This window comes from Microbulbifer maximicatervae (SeqCode), assembly GCF_052468295.1.
The window spans coordinates 4,196,098-4,213,253 of the sequence record NZ_CP174340.1 but is presented as its reverse complement, the minus strand read 5'-3'; the positions used below and the strand labels follow the sequence as shown (position 1 = coordinate 4,213,253).

Below are 17,156 nucleotides of genomic sequence, written 5' to 3'. Positions count from 1 at the left end.
GGGTACTTTATTATTGCCCTTTAGCTCCAGCGCAGCTGTATTGCGGAGGCGAGAGTTTCTTGCGGCCCAACTTTAGAGGCTCCACCAATCAAGTAGAGGCTTTCTTCTAGGGCTACTGCTCCGTGACCGTGCCGTGCCTGGGGCAACTGACCCTGATTGTTCCAATCATCTGTGACTGGATCGTAAATCCAAATATTGTTAAATGCTGTACCAGTCTTCCAGTTGCCATTGGGGCCAAATGCCTCACCGCCGGTAACTATTAATTTATTATTTAATGGGGTTACTGTGAGTCCAGCAGCAGCCTGGGGTAGAGGGCGGATCTTTTCCCATTTATCCAGGCTGGGGTCATAAACTTCGGCATAAGTTAGATTCCTGGCCTTGCTACCATTGTCGCTAACCTGGCGGCCACCAACAACATAAACTCTGTTATTTAAAGTTGCCCCACCTGCGGAGGTTCGCTTGATACTGGCTGGCGCTACTTGCTCCCAATGATCCCCTCTTGTAAGCACATAATGAGAATTGGTATCTCTATTTTTAGACTGTTCGTCAGGGGCCCTACCGCCAATGACATGGATGTTCTCCCCAATGTTGGTGTAAATAGATTCAGCCAAGGGCCGGGGGAGAGGGCTGGTTTCTATCCAATGCTTATATTCGCCGGAAAGTTTATAAACTGTATTTCGGGCTTGCCAAGCGCTATCCGAATCGCCAAAAAACCCACCGATGCCATATAGACTGTTGGAGTTACTGGCCATACCGAGGTGATGCCTTACCTCAGGTAAATTGGGCCCATGCCTCCAGTTTTGTTCCCTTGGAGAAAAGATATGTGTTTGTTTAGTTGGAGAGAGACCGAAGAAAACTGCCGTATCCGATGGGATAAATCCCCCTGCTACATAGATCTCACCAGAAAATACTGCGGGGTAAATCTCCTGTAAAGGTATTTCCAGGCTGGGAAGATTTGATATAGATAGACTGGAATTAGCCTCTTTAGCGGTTAGATTGACTCCACCGAAAGTAAGGGAAGCTAAGCTGGAATATTTAATAAAGGATCTTCTGGATAGCGCCATGGTAACAAACACTCTCATACTGACTGATAAGGGATACCTATTGACTATAATTTTTTACCTAAAAATAGGCTAAAAGGGTCATTTTTATAGTGACTGAAAGGGGCGCAATCGTCAAATCCATAACGGCGATAGAGAGCGATTGCGGGAGCAAAAGCTTCAGCGCGACCTGTCTCCAGCTTTATCTCTTTATATTTACGCTGCTTTGCCTCCTCCAATATTCTTTCTATCAAGGCGCGGGCAACGCCTTTGCGCAGGAATAGAGAATGAGTTTTCATGGATTTTATTTCGCCCAAATCAGGGTTGATCTCTTTTAGGGCACCACAGCCGGCCAAAACTCCATCAATTCTCGCTCCCCAAAAGGTAATCATGGGGTCATTTAACTCATCAGGATTTAGTGCGTGAACGCTTCCAGGTGGGGAATGTCGGTACATTTCCCGTAGATGAGCTTCAAGAAGATTGTTAATGGAGCCATCGGACAGGTCGTCTAATTTTACTGATATATACATCTTTATTTGATTGTCTTTCTTTTTAAAACAATGGTTTAAGTAGGGACGCCCGTTAATTTTTTGGGCTTTGAAATGTCACTGTAACAAGATTTTTAGAGAAGAATAAGTATAAGTTAGCTGGTGCAATAGATATGCTTTATTCGGGGGCATTTAGATAAAATATGCACCGTTTTATTACGCGTAATACCCGGCCAAAAGCCTGGTAAGGGAAACTAAGGGCTGGATATTGCCCTTAGTTCAACATTAATAGCTAGTTTAAAGAAGATCTAGAGTAATCGCTTCCCGATATTGATACAGCGTTCACCGGAATAGCGATGATTTTTTAGTGCTTTTACCAATATGGGCTTAAGTTGTGGTTTTTCTTTTAGTGACTTAGTAATCTCATTTACATTTTCTCTAGAACACATTAGCGGTAGGGCGTAAGCATAAGCAGTAAGCAATTCCTGAGATTCATCTTCATTGACCTGAGCCAGTGAGTCAAAAATCGGTTGGCCGTGGATGTTAAATAGCTCTATTTGCTCTGGTGCAAAAAGGGACTCTGTAATTTTTCGAATTTCGCTTAACTTGAATTTGTCTCGATTAGATATAAGGTTAGCTACCCACTTTGATTTATTTTCGGGTTGGGGGCGAATAACTTCAGCAGAAAGTGCGTTGAGTTTAGATCTGTCGGAGTTATCTTTTTCCAATTCTCTTGTGATTGCCTGCTCATAATCTGAGAACAGATAACGATTCTGCAACTTGATAAGTTTCCAGCGCATATCAGGATCGAGTTCCAGTCCTTTAATGGCAAACTCTCCCATTAATAGGTCTCTAGCATGACTTAATGCTGGAGTGGAGTGGGCGATATTGGTAAAAACACCAAACCAGACTTTTTGTTGATCACTACCTTCAGCCGCCTCTAGTAGTTGACCCCAGACAAAGCTCTCAACGGTCTGAGTAAGTTCGTTACGGCGCTTTGTGCTTAGGGGGATTTGAGTCAGAAAATCGTAAGTGAATTCAATATATCTGGCATTCAAACGAATAATATTGATGTCCTTTTCGTCGGCGCCATTATTCACTATAAAACTAATATACTCATCCAGAGGGAGCTTTGCGTCATAGGTGCTATCAAATAGACTTTGCCAGAACATTAGTCGTGCAAACGGTTCTTCAATATCATTGATATGCTGAGCCATATTCTTGATGGTAACTTCATCCAGATTTACCTTCACATAGGCCCAATCTTCTTCATTGGGGTATAGCCCCTCTGGGCAGGGTAGCCCCACGGCTTCTTTTACTTCGGTTCTGGCACCACTATAAAGCACTGGAAGGGTTGCAACCCGTTTCATACTTCCAGCTTTCCTTTGGTAAACCCCCAGCTGTGTGCGCTGTTCTCTTAATATCGGGTATTCCTCTGGTGCTGTTTGCTGAATTACCAGATGATTGATTTTGTCATCATCGCACTGGAAGCTGGCTTCAATTGTGTTGAGGCCGGCCTGGTAAAGCCACTGTTGCTGCCAGGAATTAAGATCTTTATCCGCAGCTTTGCCCAGGTGGTTGATAAAGTCATTGAGGGTTGAATTGTCATAAGATAAGGCCTTTAAGTAATTACTGACGCCTTTGCGAAATTCTTCTTTGCCCAAATAGTAGGGCAATTGCTTGAGTACTGAGCCGCCTTTGCCATAAGTAATTCCATCAAAATTGGCAAAGGCTTCGTCAGTATTGTTGACTGGTAGTTGAATAGCGTGGGTAGTGGGGCGTTGATCAGTGTGGTAAGCCCATTGCTTGGCGCCTAAGTAATAGTTCTCCCAAGCGGTAGTGAATTCGCTATTTTCGGCTAGAGCCAGATTGGCCATGTAAGTGGCAAAGCTCTCATTGAGCCAAAGGTCATCCCACCAATTCATGGTGACCAAATTACCAAACCATTGATGGGCCAGCTCATGGGCAATAACATTGGCGAGGCGCATCCGCTGGGCCTGGGTCTTTTTTCCTCGGGATATGTAAGAATCGTTAAATGTTACAGCCCCAACATTTTCCATAGCGCCGGCGTTAAAATCAGGTACTAGTATTTGATCATATTTTTTAAATGGATAATCAATTTCAAAGTAGGGCTGAAAGAACTCAAAGGATTGTTTGGTGAAGGTAAACCAGTCTTCTGTTTTTACGTAATTTGCCAGGCTCTGTCTTGCCATTAAGCGAAGGGGAATATCTCCTGTCTTGTCTTCCCAGATGTGGTAAGGACCTGCATGTAAAGAGAATATGTAAGATGAGAATTTCTTGGTTTGAGGAAAAAACCAGTGGTTTGATTTTCTTTTCTCTTCTACTCTCTCCTCTCTTTCCGCGCTAACTACTACCCAGTCTTTTGGAGCCTTTACATCCAGGGTGTAGCGCGCTTTCAAATTGGGTTGGTCAAAATGTGGGAATAGGCGATTGGCATCATAAGGTTCAAAGTCCGTATATAAATAGACCTTTTCGTCTTTGGGGTCTTTAAAGCGATGTAATCCTGAGCCATTGTTAGAGTACGGGTGTTGATAATTCACCGTAATCGTGTGGGATATTTCTGGTAGATTTTGATAATCAATAGAAATACAGTAGTTGTTGTACTCAAATGGAACAGATCTTCCATCGACCTGGATTGAATCAACCGCACCACCGGAAAAATCGATAGTGAGCGGCTGTTCAAGTATTTTTCTAAAATTGATATCTGCGTGCACAATTCCGGAGAAGTTCTTAGCTTGACTATCCAGATTGATGCTCAGCCGATAGTCCACTTCAGCAATTTGCTGACGACGAATGTCAGCATAAGATTCTGAAAGTCCTGGGGCTGTGGTTCTAATAGGAGATGAAATTTTCTTTGCTGGTAAGCTTATTTCTTGCTTAGTAGTTCTTTGCTCACAGGAACTTAATAAAATACCACATAGAATCGCTATAACCACTTTGTACTTTAGTAATACCTTTGTAAGGCGAATATATTTGTTCATGGCGCTATTTTTAATATAGAGTTATTGAATTACTATTTGCGATTTACTTTGTATCATTAAAGATAGCTAGGCGGCGATATAAATTTTCCGTATCAGTAGGGGGAATCTTTTATACAGAGTGAGAAGGAATAGGTTCTGGCTACTGGCCGTTTGCGACCTCAGTAATTGATTCCGCTAATGCGTTGATAACTCCGTCAATCTCCTCTGCCTGTGCTATAAATGGGACGCCGATTTGCAATGTGTCGCCGCCGTAGCGAATATAAAAGCCTTTTTCCCACATCTTCATAGCAATTAAGTAAGGCCTGAGTAATGGCTCATCTGGAGCTGATTCGATTGTCAGGCCTGCGGCAAGTCCACAATTACGAATATCTTCTATTAACGGTAATCCATTGAGTTGATGGATATGGTCTTCCAGGATATGGGCAAGCTCCGCAGATCTCTCAAATAAATTTTCTTTCTTTAAAATATCCAGTGTCGCCAATGCCGCTGCGCAGGCTAGTGGGTGCCCAGAGTAGGTATAGCCGTGGGGAAGCTCCAGTTGGTATTGAGGTCCTCCATTTTCCATGAATATCTCGTAGATATCTTGACGCACAGCCACAGCGCCCATGGGAACAGCGCCATTTGTAAGCTGTTTGGCTGTATTGAGCATATCCGGGGTCACTCCAAAAAACTCTGCTCCGGTGGCTTTCCCCATGCGTCCGAAAGCGGTAATGACTTCATCAAATATCAACAATATGTCGTATTGAGTACATATTTCCCTAAGGCGATGGAGATAGCCTTTTGGTGGGGGCAATACTCCCGCAGACCCCGCTACGGGCTCGACAATAACAGCGGCAATGTTTTCAGAACCGTGCAGTTTGATAAGTTCCAGCAACTCGTCTGCCAGGAAACTTCCCTGTTCAGGCTGTCCTTTAGCAAAGCGGTTGTGGGGTAAAAGGGTGTGGCGAAGGTGGTCAGAATCTATAGATGAGCCAAAGATTGCTCGATTAGCGCTAATACCGCCCACACTAAGACCGCCAAAATTAACTCCGTGATAGCCTTTCACGCGTCCGATGAATTTTGTTTTCCCTGGAGCGCCCATCTTCTGCCAGTAGGCTCTAGCTATTTTTAGAGAGGTTTCTGCGGATTCAGAGCCGGAGTTTGTAAAGAAAATACGATTGAGCCCCATGGGCATCATCTGGCTGACACGCTCCGCTAGTTGGAAGGCTCCCGGGTGGCCATATTGGAAAGCGGGGGCATAATCCAGAAGGGCTGCTTGCCGGGTAATGGAGTCAATTATCTCCGGGCGGTTGTGTCCGGCACCACAGGTCCATAAGCCAGAGAGACTATCGAATATGGGGCGGCCATCAGCACTACGGTAATAGCAGCCGTCGGCTGAGGTAATAATACGGGGATCTCTTTTGAATTGACGATTCCCGGTAAAAGGCATCCAGTAAGTATCGAGCTGCGATTTACTAAGTCCCGCTGATTTGTCGTTCATTTTTATTTTCCGACATTTGGCCTTATCGCATTAATTTTGGACCAACTTTTCTACTTTATAAATTGATTCTCACTAACTTTAGTTTCATAAGTGGGGTTTATTAATAGGGTATTGAAGTATTGCCTATGGCAGGAGTTGAGTGCCGGGGGAGGGTTTGCCGGAATGGCCTAAGGGAGAGAGGGAGATGAGAGGAGAAGAGAACCGGGGGCATTAGCCCCCGGTAATATTGCTGATTAAACAGCAGTGGCGATTCTGTCCACATAGGGGGCGAGTTCTGGTTTGTTCTCCAGAATCTCCTGCCGGGACAGACCGTCGATCTCGTGGGGGAATACCAACCACTCTTCGGTCTTGTGGATAAAGTAATCCGGCTCGCGCTTGGCCTTGTTGTTCTTCGGCTTGTAGTAAGGGGTCGCGATACGAATCTCCGGCGTGTTCTTCTTACAGGCAGCGCGCAGGTCTTCGATAGTTTGCTCAATACTCAGGCCAGAGTCGTGCACATCGTCCACGATCAACAGGGAGTCGTGGGACTCCAGGCGCTTGATCAGGTAGTTCAGGCCATGCACGCGCACTTTCTTATCGCGCTCACCGATACCGAGATAGGAGGAAGTGCGGATAGCGATATGGTCTGCATCCACTCCCATCACGTGCAGCAGCTCTTGTACAGCGATGCCCACAGGAGCGCCACCGCGCCAAACACCGACAATATAGTTTGGGCGAAAGCCATCCTTATAGATTTGCTCGGCGAGAGCATAAGAGTCTATCAGGAGCTGCTGTGCGCTAATAAAGTGCTTTTTCATCAATGTACCCCTCAGAAAAAGGCAAACTTGGCAACAAAGAGTGCCGCTAACACGTAGACACTGATGCTGACGTCTTTGCTACGTCCGCTCAGCGTTTTAATAACTGCGTAGGAAATAAAGCCCAGGGCGATTCCGTGCGCGATCGAGAACGACAAAGGCATCATCACTGCGGCGATTACTGCCGGTGCGGCCTCGGTAATGTCATCCCAATCAATAGATGACATACCGGAAGTCATCAGGACGCCAACATACAGCAGAGCACCTGCGGTTGCATAGGCCGGAATCATACCGATTAGGGGCGAGAAGAAGGTCGCCAACAGGAATAGCCCGGCGCAAACCACAGCGGTCAGGCCTGTGCGACCACCGGCGGTAATTCCTGCAGTACTCTCTACATAACAGGTAGTAGTGGAGGAGCCCAGCACAGAACCAACGACAGATGCGGAGCTGTCGGCCATCAGGGCCTTGCCCATTCCAGGCAACTTGCCATCTTTATCCAGCAGTTTGGCGCGATCAGAAACGCTTAACAGGGTGCCTGCGGTGTCGAACAGGTCGACAAACAGGAAGGCAAAGATCACGCTGATCATGCCTACTTCGAAGGCGCCAGCGATATCCAGCTCCAGGTAAGTCGGTGCCAGGCTGGGAGGTGCGGATACCAGACCGGTGAACTCTACCTTACCAATTGCCAGGGCGATGACGGTTACCGCAAGGATACCGATCATCACTGAGCCCAGCATACGGCGGTAGGACAGGGCCACAATAATAAAGAAGCCCAGTGCTGCCAGGATCGCCTCAATTGACTTTAGGTCGCCCAGGGTTACCAGAGTAGCGGGGCTGGCCACAACGATACCGGCACTCTTCAGGGCAATGATCGCCAGGAACAGGCCGATACCCGCTGCCAGGGATTGTCGCAGGGAGAGGGGGATACTATCGATAATCCACTCTCGCAGCTTGAAGATACTGAGCAGCAGGAAGATTACCCCTGATATAAACACCGCACCCAGGGCTACTTGCCAGCTGTAGCCCATTTCACCGACGACAACGTAGGCGAAGAAGGCATTGAGGCCCATACCTGGCGCCAATGCGATGGGGTAGTTGGCGTAGAGTCCCATAATCAGGCAGCCAATAGCGGCTGCAAGGCAGGTCGCCATAAACACAGCGCCCTTATCCATACCCGCTGCAGCCAGGATATTGGGGTTCACAAAGATGATGTAGGCCATCGTCAGGAATGTGGTAACGCCGGCAATCACTTCCCGGCGAACATTCGTCTGGCGCTCTGAGAGCTTGAACAACTTCTCCAGGAATGAGGCATTGCCTCCCACCTGTGGGATGTCGGACCCAGGGGTCGCCGATGTTTGGATATCAGTGGGTTTCATATCAGAAGTGGTACTTTACTAGCAGGTTAACGTTGCGCTCGTTGGAATCGACACCATAAGTGCCATCTTTGATTCCGAACTTGTCGTTCCAGTGTACGTACTCAATACCCGCGTACAGGGTCTTGGGTTCACCCCAGGTGGCGCCGGCATCCCATTTCAGCTGGGAGGTAAAGTTAGTGCTCGGATGTGAATCTTCAGAAGCACTGGTCCAATCGATAAATCCGTCGTAGACAAAGCTGGCATCACCCAGGGTAAAAGGCATGGCCCAAACCAGGGTCAGCTGCTCGTTGCTGGCCTTGTCATCGTTATCGCGGTGGTAAACATTCGCCTGTACAAAGGAGAAACCGGGAACCGCGAGATCAAAGCCCACACCTGTCAGGTAATTGGTGAAGTGGGGGCCGGTTGCTGCCAAGTGGTCCGGATCATCCATATTGCCTATCTCCACAGTTGTGGCGACAAGCACATCGGTAACCGGTCCGAAAGCCAGTTCACTGCCGCTGAGCTTGCCTAAGCTCAGGCGGGGAGAAATCTCACTATACAGTTCTTTGGAGCCATCTTCCGAGTCCAGGTAGTCGGCAAAAATAAAGAGGTCACCCCAGCTGTGGCCACTGGCGTGCTCAAAAGTTACTACGGATCTCTCAGAGTCATCCGTGTTCTTGCTGTAGTTGACTTTGTAATCGTGGCCGTAAAGAAGGCTCAGGCTGTTGTCACTCCAGGTCATCTCAGCTTGGGCAGCTACGCACAACAGGCTAGAGGCCAGCAGTAGCAGGGGCTTGGTTGGTTTCATTCTATTACCTCTGTTACAGCGACAGGCGAATTTCGCACTGGCGGCCGATGAGAAAATCGGCAGTTGGTTAAAAAATAGTCGCGGAATGTACCAGAACTTAACCCCTGTTTTCCAGTGTTTTTTCTCGGCATTTACGCTTTTTTCCGAGCTTTTTAAGTAACTCTGCACCAAAAAATCACGCTTGGGGAAAACGAGATACTCATTTATTGGTTAGCGATGGGTCGGTGTAGCAAAAAAGTATTGTTTAATTGGTTTGATAGTAGGGAATCGCTACATTGCAGGGGCAAATTAGGTAAATAGTCCAGAAAGTCGGCATCTGCTCCCCAGTGGTGCTTGCACAGGCAACATGAATACTTTTGGTGCTTTTAGGGTTCGCGATAATAGATGTTGTTTAACTTTGATGACACAGGAAGTCATCCGCTTGGTAGCAGAATAAGGATGGTTGAAATGTATCTTCTGAGCGCTTTCCTTATATAGGCAGGCATCGGCCTGAGGTCGATGGTTATAGTTGGGAAAAGTAAATCGACTTTTAACCTGTATAAAAATTATTTGGCTGTTTGGTTTTTTTGCTAGTTCGTAGGAAATTGGCCCTGGAAGGAGTCTGGATGGGATTGCAGTAGCGGGGGGGCGACTTTAGGGGGGCTCAGGTGATGCCTACCGAGCCCCGTATTATCTGGTGGTGATTGGTTACAATTTGCAGCTTTTGAGTCCTGGGGCGAGTATTGTTATCGCCCCAATATGCCTTTTCCGATTCGAGTTTGGAATCAGGCTACTTGCTGTTCTGTACCTGACTGGTGCGCCAGGTATTCCTCGTAAGTGCCTTGAAAATCGATCAGTGCTTGATCTTTGATTTCAATAACTCGGGTTGCCAGGGATGAGACAAACTGACGATCGTGACTCACAAAAATAAGTGTGCCCTCATATTTCTCCAGTGCCTTGTTCAGGGCTTCGATGGCTTCCATGTCCAAGTGGTTGGTTGGCTCATCCATGATGAGCACATTGGTGTCCATCATCATTAGCTTGCCAAACAGCAGGCGATTTTTCTCGCCGCCAGAGCAGACCTTTGCCTTTTTATTGGCATCATCTGCGGTAAATAATAGTCGGCCCAGAATACCCCGCACGGCCAGATCATCGTGCTTGGGGGTGCGCCACTGGGACATCCACTCAAATATTGTCAAGTCACCATCAAAATCTGTACTGCTGTCTTGCGGGCAGTAGCCGATAGCGGCATTTTCTGACCACTTGACGACTCCGCTGTTTGCTTGGATCTCATTGACAAGACAGCGCAGGAAGGTTGTTTTACCAACGCCGTTCTCACCGATAATTGCCAGGCGCGCACCGGCTTCCAGCAGCATTTCGCCACCTTGAAATAGCGTTTCACTGTCAAAACCATGGGTAAGCCCCTCAAGAGTCAGCGCCTGACGGTGCAATTTTTTACACTGGTTAAACGTAATATAAGGGCTGACCCGACTGGAGGGTTTGATTTCGTCCAGCTTGATTTTTTCCATCTTCTTCGCGCGGGAGCTGGCTTGCTTGGCTTTGGATGCATTGGCAGAAAAGCGGTTCACAAAGCTCTGTAGCTCGTCCAGTTCGGCACTTTTCTTGGCATTCTCTGCGTGAAGTTGTTCTTGTATTAGCGTGGAGGCCGCAACAAAGTCCTCATAATTGCCGGGGAAAACCCGCAATTCACCATAATCTATGTCGGCCATATGGGTGCAGACAGAGTTCAGGAAGTGGCGATCGTGGGAAATGATGACCATTGTGCTTTTGCGTTGATTCAGTACATCTGCCAACCACTTGATGGTGTGGATGTCCAGGTTATTGGTCGGCTCATCCAACAATAAAATATCCGGGTCGGCAAATAGCGCTTGGGCGAGTAATACACGCAATTTCCAGCCGGGAGCTACCTGTTTCATCAGGCCAAAATGCAGGGATTCGTCGATGCCAGCTTCAAGCAGGATTTCTCCCGCACGGCTCTCTGCGCTATAGCCATCCAGCTCAGCAAATTGGACTTCAAGCTCGGCTACGCGCATGCCGTCTTCTTCGCTCATTTCCGGTAGCGAGTATATACGGTCACGTTCCTGTTTAATTTCCCACAGGCGGACATCTCCCATGATGACCGCATCGACGACGGTGTACTCTTCAAATGCAAACTGGTCCTGGCTCAAAGTACCCAAGGTGCATCCAGGCTCAATAGATACGTTGCCGGCCGAGGGCGCCAAGGCACCACTCAGGATCTTCATAAAGGTTGACTTTCCACATCCATTGGCCCCGATAAGGCCATATCGGTTGCCATTGCCGAACTTTACAGAAATGTTTTCAAACAGTGGTTGGGCACCAAACTGCATGGTGATATTCGCGGTGGAGATCAAGAGCGTATTCCTGAGGATTACAAATGGGCCCTGGTAAGCCAGTTTCGCCAAAATAGGAGGCGTGATGTGGGGGCCGCACTATAAGGATTTGGCGCTGAAGTGTCGAGGAGTACGTTCAATAACTAAGCAGTTTCTCCGCGGGTTCGATATTAGAGATTGAAATATATATGTTAAAGTATACTCCTAGGCTAGGAGGATATTCCATTTCGGGGTAGGGTGCGATGATATGCATCTGTATACTCCCTGAGTTCGGGCTCTTTAGCTAAAGCTATGGGCCCTAATATTAGGAATATTCCCGGTATAAGTTGCCAGCGCGTAAAGCGGCCACTTTTATTTAAATAATTAACGGGATCACTTGATCTTATTTGTATCCTTTGGGTGGCTCCGACGGCAAAGTAAATGTTAATGCTGTTAGGGGGGAGGGTTGAAGGGCTAATGACTAGCAGATGTCAGTCAATCAATTTTTGATCTCTATGAGGAGCTAGCAAAGGCTGGAGGCTATATGAAATCGAATTGTTTGCACCTTGCGATTCCGGCAGGGGATCTGGAAACCGCCAAGAAATTCTATTGCGATGTCTTAGGCTGCAAGACCGGCAACAGTGAAGAAGGTCGCTGGGTAGATATCGACTTTTGGGGTAACGAACTCACCCTGCACCAGAGTGAGGAGAAGCTCCCCAATGTTCGCCACAAGGTGGATATGGGAGAAGTGGCTGTTCCTCATTTTGGCATTCACCTGCCGGAAGATGAGTTTCAGGCACTAAAAGGCCGTATCGAAGATGCCGGGCTGGAATACCTGGACAAGCCCTACCGTCGCTTTGTCGGCAATGAATATGAACAGGAAACTTTCTTTATCGAAGATCCAAATGGCAACGTTCTGGAAATGAAAACGATGGTTAATCCTGAACTGATGTTCAAGTAATCGTCTGTGCCCTGCAGATAATTGAATCTGTGGGGCTGAGTTTCTCCCGCTATTCCCTGTCCTCGCTTATCTTTGCTAAGAATGAGATGCCTTAATCTGGGGTTGAGTTCTGATTGCCTGAATAATACCTCCTATTACTATCAGTAAGCTGCCGGCATAAGTATTCCAGGTTGGGAGTGTGTTATAGACCAACCAATCCAATATGCCGGAGAAAATTAGGCTTGTATATAAATAGGGAGATAAGCTGGCAGGTCTGTTTACCCGACGATAGGCTTTAGTGCGTAAGGATTGATTGCTGATTGTCGACAGGCTAAAAGCAATAATCACAATCACAAAACTTACCGAGTCCGATAGAGATACCGCGACTTTTGTAAGCTCCCCAAGATTTCCTTCAATCAATAAAATAGCAAGCATATAGAGGCTGGATAGGCCGAACATCTTGGTGGTTGAAGATATCGTATTTTGCTTCTTTGAAGAGTGGTGCATTACAAACTGTGAACAAGCTCCAAAGAAGCCCGATAGCAGGCCCACTATCATATAGCTATCAAAGCCAGCAGTTGGCTTCAATATAAAAGCAACGCCGATAAAGCTGATTAAACAGGCCGCTAGTGTCTTCTTTTTTATCGGATCCTTTTTGGCAAACCGGGTAATAAAAGGGAGAAATAAACCTGACGTTGAAAATAGAAGGGCGGCGACAAGTAGAGAGCCTTTGGACAAATAATAAAACAAGCAATACTGAGCGAGACAAGTGAATAAAGCCCTTGCACCATCAATCCTGTCTATTCGATGAGTCACAGGGTTTTCATCGAAAACAACGAGGCAAATCCAGGTTAGGATTAAAAATGGGGCAAAGAAACGAATAAAGACCACCAACGATAAGGAGCTAAAGGTAGTTAGTTCTTTACCAAATAGCCCGGTTAGCGACATACAGCTGGCCGCCAGAATTGCGGTAATGACACTGAGGGCAAATTCTCTATTGGAAATGCGGGTACTCATGGTTTACTAGCACCCTCACTAGCAATAATCTCATCGACAGTTTTTACACTGGCTATCTTAGTGAGGAAGTTCAGACTATTCTGTTTATTGTTTTCCGTGTCAGACTCACAGGCATCTGAGGCAATGAGTACTGAAAAGTCTCTATCGTGAGCTTCCCTGGCTGTCAGTTCGACTGTATTTTGTGTTGATACCCCACAGAGAATAATCCTTTCTATATTGTTGCTAGCAATAAGTACTGGGAGTTCGGTCCCATAGAAGCCACTGACACGCCTCTTATAAATAGATATATCGCTATCAGTGATATTGAGATCATCAACAAAAGCAGTGCCCCAGCTTTTCTGACGGAGGGCGCCTATATCTTTGATATAGCTGAAGAGGGGAGAGTTAGAGGAAGATTCCCTGTAGTCGGTGGAAAAAGCGACCCTGATATGGCAAATAAGATGACGTCGTGCTCTTCCCCACGTAAGGAGTTTATTGCTGTTTTCAATAACTCTATTCTTATGGACTCTTGGGGCCGCTGCTGATATTTGTCCCTTTGGATGACAAATATCGTTGATAAAATCGAGGGTAATGATTGCAGTCTTCATGACCAGAGTCTATTGAGGCGAGTATTGGCTTAGTTTAGTAATGATTAAGGAAGCCTTCGATAAAGGATTTTATGATCTATATAGAGATTACGACTTCTTTGTCATAAATTGCTTTGCCCTTTTTTTTATTGCTGTCACTTCACTCTTCTCAAGCTTATCCAAAAGGCTGAACATCATTGTCATTCTATGATTGCCCTCTAGCATTTTTCTTTTTTCAATTAAGAAATTCCAGTAGAGACTGTTAAATGGGCAGGCCTTCTCTCCAGTTCGTTGTTTGACGTCATAAATACAGTCGCTGCAATAGTTACTCATTTTGTTGATATAGGAGCCACTACTAATATAGGGCTTTGTTGCAACCAATCCACCATCGGCGAACTGGCTCATTCCCCGGGTGTTAGGCATTTCAACCCACTGAATAGCATCTATGTAAATACCGAGATACCAACTTTCCACCTGGTCAGGGTTAGTTTGTGTTAATAGCGCAAAATTACCGGTAATCATAAGCCTTTGGATATGGTGAGCATAGGCATTTTCCAAGCTATTCCTGATGGTGTTATGAAGGCAGTTCATGGTCGTTTTGGCATCCCAGAAAAAATCTGGCAAATTATTTTTATTCTTCAACTTATTCTGATGCTCATAACGGGGCATAGACATCCAGTAGACACCGCGCATATATTCTCGCCAGCCCAATATTTGGCGTACAAAACCTTCAATCTGGTTTAGTCCTATTGGAATTTTTCCATCTTCCCAAGATTTTATCGCTGTATCGATAACCTCTTTTGGAGATATGAGTTTACTATTTAGGGAGAAGCTAATTCGGCTGTGATAAAGAAAGGCTTCATCTGGATCCATTGCGTCCTGAAAATCGCCAAAATTAGCAAGTAGATGTTTACAAAAATGACGAAGTAGTTTTATAGATTCCTCCCTGCTGGTTGGCCACATAAAATTCTCTGGATCAATCTCTCCAATACTCTTAACTCCAGACTTTTTTATACGGGATAAAGTTGAAGTGACATTGCTTGTTATTTTTCCCTGCTTGGGTTTGCCCAGCTTTCCATTCCATTTCTTTCTATTGCTTTGGTCGAAATTCCACTTTCCTCCTTCAGGTTTTCCATTGTTCATCAGAATGTCATGCTTCTTCCGCATATAGTGGTAGAAGCTTTCCATAAGTAGCGATTTTTTCCCTTGGAAAAAGTCTGCCAGCTCTTTCCGGGTGGTCAAAAAGTGCTCAGTGTCGTAGGCTTGAAACTCTATTGATAGTCTCTTCTCTATTTGTAGCAGCTGCTGATCTAGTCGGTACTCATCGGGAAGCTGGTACTCAAATTTTTCAATTTTGTGTTTTCTAATAATATCTTCGATATTTTTTGTGAGGTTTTGTTTGTTGTTTTTATCATCTATTCGGTAGTAGATGACATTGCAGCCCCTATTTTGAAGCCACTCAGAGAAAATCTGCATGGCTTCAAAAAAGGCAACGATTTTTTGGATGTGGTGAACAACGTAATCGGTCTCTTGGCGCATTTCAGCCATAAAGTAGATCTTATCCTCCTGGTTACCTCTAAACCAGGAGTGTTTTTGGTTCAATTGATCTCCTAATAGCAAGCGCAGCGTTTTCACATCTCATTTCCTTTATTTAGGTCATACTAGGTCTTAATATGCCTATAGATAGATCCTTCTATTCACTCCCACATTTTCTACAAAAGTAGAGTCATGGGAAATCAATAAAAATGTTCCGGGATATTCTACCAGCGCAGTTTCCAGCGCTATACGCGACTCCAGATCCAAGTGATTGTCCGGTTCGTCCAGTAGTAGCAGGTCTGGTGCCTCAGTGCCACGAGTAGCGGCAAGTAAAGCAACCTTTAGTCGCTCCCCTCCACTTAAAGTATTGGTAGAGCGAAGCACAGAATCGCCTCGAATATTCATTGTGGCTAGGGCTGTGCGCCAGAAGTTGGTATCTTTATCAGGGTGCAGGCGGGATAAAGTTTCCAAGGCAGATAGATTTCCATTTAGTTGACTTAGGTTCTGATCCAGATAAAAACAGCTGCCAAAAGTTTTACACAAACCGCTGCGAGGTTTAACTCGACCAGCAATGATCTTTAGTAGCGTTGTCTTTCCGCTACCATTGGCGCCACAAATATGCCAGCGATCGCCACTGTGCATGGTAAGTGATATGGGATCACTCTGAATACCGTAGGGCAGTTTGAGATCCTCAACATGCAGACGAATACCACCCGTTAGCCCTGTTTTGCTAAGTTGCATATTTGGGAGCTTATGACTCTTATAGTCCTTTTGGCAACTTTCTAAATCTAGCTTTAACTTATGGTGCTGACGATCCAGGTTTCTAGTCAGCTTGCCTAAACTTTGCCCTGCACGATCTTTTTTCGCATCTAGTAGCGATTTACATTGGGAACCTTTTAATTTCTTACCCTGGTTTTTTCTGGTTGTAGTTTTTTCAGCAGAACTATGCTTAAGTTTGTTTAGGCTTTTTATATTCTTTTTGGTACTTTCAATTTTCTTTTCTACAGACTGTCTCTGTATCTCTTTTTCTTTCTTGTAGTGTGAATAGTTACCACCATATGTGCGTAGTTTTCCTGAATCTAGTTCCACTATCGTGTCAGCTTGTTGGAGTAAGCTTCGATCATGACTGACCATTAGAATTCCGGCAGAATGGTTTCTAATTTTCTGCTGTAACCATTTTCTACCGTCTGAATCTAGGTGGTTACTAGGCTCATCTAGTAGTAGGTAGTGTTTTTTATGAGAGAAGGCATTGATTAAAGCCAGTCGGACTCTTTCACCACCGCTAAGATTGCCGATAGGAGTGTCTAACGTGAGATTTATTCCGGCGCTGTATAAATGCTGTTGCCAAATTATAGGTAGCTCCCATGAATCTGAGACACGCATCAGATCTTCCTCACTCTGATTGCCAGATTCAATACGTGAAAAACAGTCATAGAGGCCTGTAGGGTCGAATATATCTACAATTCTCTTGTTGGAATTGCTGCTCACTTGATCCACTTTAAGGTAGTCCGTGTACCAAGTAATACTTCCCTGTTCAGGCTTTAGTTTCCCAATCAAAGCCTCTAAAAAAGTCGATTTTCCACTGCCATTATTTCCCACTAAGCCAGTAAATCCCGGAGGGAAGTCAAGATGGATCCCCTTAAATAGAGATTTCTCAGGGACGTTTAAGTAAAGATTTTTTATAGAACAAATTCTCTGCATGTCACCCTCCGGTAGTCGGAATGGGTGGCGCAATACCATGATCTTGAGAGAAAGTTGTAGAGAATGGAGTACGCCACTTGCACGGGAATTGATGGCCTC

General features: G+C 45.7%; 13 protein-coding genes. 1 reads left to right on the top strand and 12 read right to left on the bottom strand.

The features are described from left to right. Window positions 1-20: 20 nt before the first annotated feature. The 8 genes from ACJJIQ_RS18640 to ACJJIQ_RS18605 all read right to left on the bottom strand — a co-directional run bounded on the left by ACJJIQ_RS18640 (window position 21) and on the right by ACJJIQ_RS18605 (window position 11,339). On the bottom strand, window positions 21-1,064 hold the full coding sequence (locus ACJJIQ_RS18640) for a Kelch repeat-containing protein (protein ID WP_445362698.1): 1,044 nt from the start codon (window positions 1,062-1,064) through the stop codon (window positions 21-23). 44 nt (window positions 1,065-1,108) lie between these two features. Continuing rightward, window positions 1,109-1,570: a GNAT family N-acetyltransferase gene (locus ACJJIQ_RS18635; RefSeq protein ID WP_444907001.1), complete on the bottom strand. Its 462-nt coding sequence runs from the start codon at window positions 1,568-1,570 to the stop codon at window positions 1,109-1,111. Window positions 1,571-1,836: 266 nt separating this feature from the next. Continuing rightward, a complete protein-coding gene (pepN, locus tag ACJJIQ_RS18630; RefSeq protein ID WP_445362697.1) occupies window positions 1,837-4,530 on the bottom strand; it encodes an aminopeptidase N in 2,694 nt (897 codons plus the stop codon). 139 nt (window positions 4,531-4,669) lie between these two features. Beyond that, window positions 4,670-6,010: an omega-aminotransferase AptA gene (gene aptA / locus ACJJIQ_RS18625; RefSeq protein WP_445362696.1), complete on the bottom strand. Its 1,341-nt coding sequence runs from the start codon at window positions 6,008-6,010 to the stop codon at window positions 4,670-4,672. A gap of 233 nt (window positions 6,011-6,243) precedes the next feature. After that, the gene (locus ACJJIQ_RS18620) at window positions 6,244-6,807 is read right to left on the bottom strand and encodes a phosphoribosyltransferase (RefSeq protein WP_413663623.1); all 564 of its coding nucleotides are present in this window, start codon (window positions 6,805-6,807) and stop codon (window positions 6,244-6,246) included. Between the two features lie 11 nt (window positions 6,808-6,818). Next, a complete protein-coding gene (locus ACJJIQ_RS18615) occupies window positions 6,819-8,180 on the bottom strand; it encodes an NCS2 family permease (protein ID WP_413663622.1) in 1,362 nt (453 codons plus the stop codon). A gap of 1 nt (window position 8,181) precedes the next feature. Further along, window positions 8,182-8,967: an outer membrane protein OmpK gene (locus tag ACJJIQ_RS18610; RefSeq protein ID WP_445362695.1), complete on the bottom strand. Its 786-nt coding sequence runs from the start codon at window positions 8,965-8,967 to the stop codon at window positions 8,182-8,184. A gap of 764 nt (window positions 8,968-9,731) precedes the next feature. Further along, the gene (locus tag ACJJIQ_RS18605; protein ID WP_444895842.1) at window positions 9,732-11,339 is read right to left on the bottom strand and encodes an ABC-F family ATPase; all 1,608 of its coding nucleotides are present in this window, start codon (window positions 11,337-11,339) and stop codon (window positions 9,732-9,734) included. A 502-nt stretch (window positions 11,340-11,841) separates the two neighbouring features. Here ACJJIQ_RS18605 and ACJJIQ_RS18600 point away from each other — a divergent pair. Continuing rightward, window positions 11,842-12,258: a VOC family protein gene (locus ACJJIQ_RS18600; protein ID WP_444907005.1), complete on the top strand. Its 417-nt coding sequence runs from the start codon at window positions 11,842-11,844 to the stop codon at window positions 12,256-12,258. A gap of 75 nt (window positions 12,259-12,333) precedes the next feature. Here the strand turns inward: ACJJIQ_RS18600 and ACJJIQ_RS18595 are convergent, their stop codons facing one another. From ACJJIQ_RS18595 to ACJJIQ_RS18580, 4 genes are all read right to left on the bottom strand, one after another. Continuing rightward, complete coding sequence (locus tag ACJJIQ_RS18595; RefSeq protein ID WP_445362694.1) at window positions 12,334-13,254, bottom strand: DMT family transporter; 921 nt, start codon at window positions 13,252-13,254, stop codon at window positions 12,334-12,336. Next, window positions 13,251-13,841, bottom strand: coding sequence for a cysteine hydrolase family protein (locus ACJJIQ_RS18590; protein ID WP_445362693.1), 591 nt, complete (start codon window positions 13,839-13,841; stop codon window positions 13,251-13,253). Before ACJJIQ_RS18590 ends, ACJJIQ_RS18595 begins: the two co-directional genes overlap by 4 nt. Window positions 13,842-13,928: 87 nt before the next feature. Continuing rightward, complete coding sequence (locus ACJJIQ_RS18585; protein ID WP_445362692.1) at window positions 13,929-15,455, bottom strand: cryptochrome/photolyase family protein; 1,527 nt, start codon at window positions 15,453-15,455, stop codon at window positions 13,929-13,931. 42 nt (window positions 15,456-15,497) lie between these two features. Beyond that, window positions 15,498-17,057 carry an ABC-F family ATP-binding cassette domain-containing protein gene (locus ACJJIQ_RS18580; RefSeq protein ID WP_445362691.1) on the bottom strand — a complete coding sequence of 520 codons (1,560 nt, stop codon included), beginning with the start codon at window positions 17,055-17,057 and terminating at the stop codon, window positions 15,498-15,500. Window positions 17,058-17,156: the final 99 nt, after the last annotated feature.

Excerpts from the sequence above, each read along its gene's own strand:
- ACJJIQ_RS18600 (WP_444907005.1), top strand. The coding sequence starts at position 11,842 with ATGAAATCGAATTGTTTGCACCTTGCGATTCCGGCAGGGGATCTGGAA.
- ACJJIQ_RS18580 (WP_445362691.1), bottom strand. The coding sequence starts at position 17,057 with ATGCAGAGAATTTGTTCTATAAAAAATCTTTACTTAAACGTCCCTGAG.
- ACJJIQ_RS18620 (WP_413663623.1), bottom strand. The coding sequence starts at position 6,807 with ATGAAAAAGCACTTTATTAGCGCACAGCAGCTCCTGATAGACTCTTAT.
- ACJJIQ_RS18640 (WP_445362698.1), bottom strand. The coding sequence starts at position 1,064 with ATGGCGCTATCCAGAAGATCCTTTATTAAATATTCCAGCTTAGCTTCC.
- pepN (WP_445362697.1), bottom strand. The coding sequence starts at position 4,530 with ATGAACAAATATATTCGCCTTACAAAGGTATTACTAAAGTACAAAGTG.
- ACJJIQ_RS18610 (WP_445362695.1), bottom strand. The coding sequence starts at position 8,967 with ATGAAACCAACCAAGCCCCTGCTACTGCTGGCCTCTAGCCTGTTGTGC.
- ACJJIQ_RS18635 (WP_444907001.1), bottom strand. The coding sequence starts at position 1,570 with ATGTATATATCAGTAAAATTAGACGACCTGTCCGATGGCTCCATTAAC.
- ACJJIQ_RS18595 (WP_445362694.1), bottom strand. The coding sequence starts at position 13,254 with ATGAGTACCCGCATTTCCAATAGAGAATTTGCCCTCAGTGTCATTACC.
- ACJJIQ_RS18615 (WP_413663622.1), bottom strand. The coding sequence starts at position 8,180 with ATGAAACCCACTGATATCCAAACATCGGCGACCCCTGGGTCCGACATC.
- ACJJIQ_RS18590 (WP_445362693.1), bottom strand. The coding sequence starts at position 13,841 with ATGAAGACTGCAATCATTACCCTCGATTTTATCAACGATATTTGTCAT.
- aptA (WP_445362696.1), bottom strand. The coding sequence starts at position 6,010 with ATGAACGACAAATCAGCGGGACTTAGTAAATCGCAGCTCGATACTTAC.